We start from the raw sequence: 401 nt of genomic DNA, 5'->3' as shown, positions 1-401 counted from the left end.
CCTGGCGAGCACCATGGCACGAAACCCCTCGTCATCAAGGACTTCGAACCCAAGCCGCGCATAGGCTGCGGTGAGGATGTCCCACAGTTCAGTGGCTGGAGATGCAACGACTTTCGCGGTGCCCGTGGCGCCGGTTCGGGGTCTTCCGCGGTCAGGAATCACGTCGGGCATTGCGGCGTTCTTGGTCCAGTCAGCGACTTCGTCCAGGGACGCGGGTTCTTGTTCCACATCGCCGAAGTCGAAGGCTTGCTGCCCTGGATGCAAGCGTTGTTCGGCGGAGCGTAGCAGCAGTGCTAGTTCGGCGTCGGTGTTCGCTGAGCCGATGTGTTCCACGGAGGTGGTGGTGCGTCCGGTTTGGTCCACGATTTGCACGGCGACAGCGCCGGATGCGGTGCGGACCT

Annotated in this window: 1 pseudogene; it reads right to left on the bottom strand. The window is 63.1% G+C overall.

Annotated elements, in window-relative coordinates:
* A pseudogene (locus ACT3UA_RS18985) lies at positions 1-401 on the bottom strand (IS1634 family transposase); the annotation flags it as partial.

The organism is Glutamicibacter sp. 363 (assembly GCF_052379505.1).
Lineage (GTDB): Bacteria > Actinomycetota > Actinomycetes > Actinomycetales > Micrococcaceae > Glutamicibacter.
Note: the sequence above shows the minus strand (reverse complement) of the source record. Positions and strands in the feature narration are given on the sequence as shown.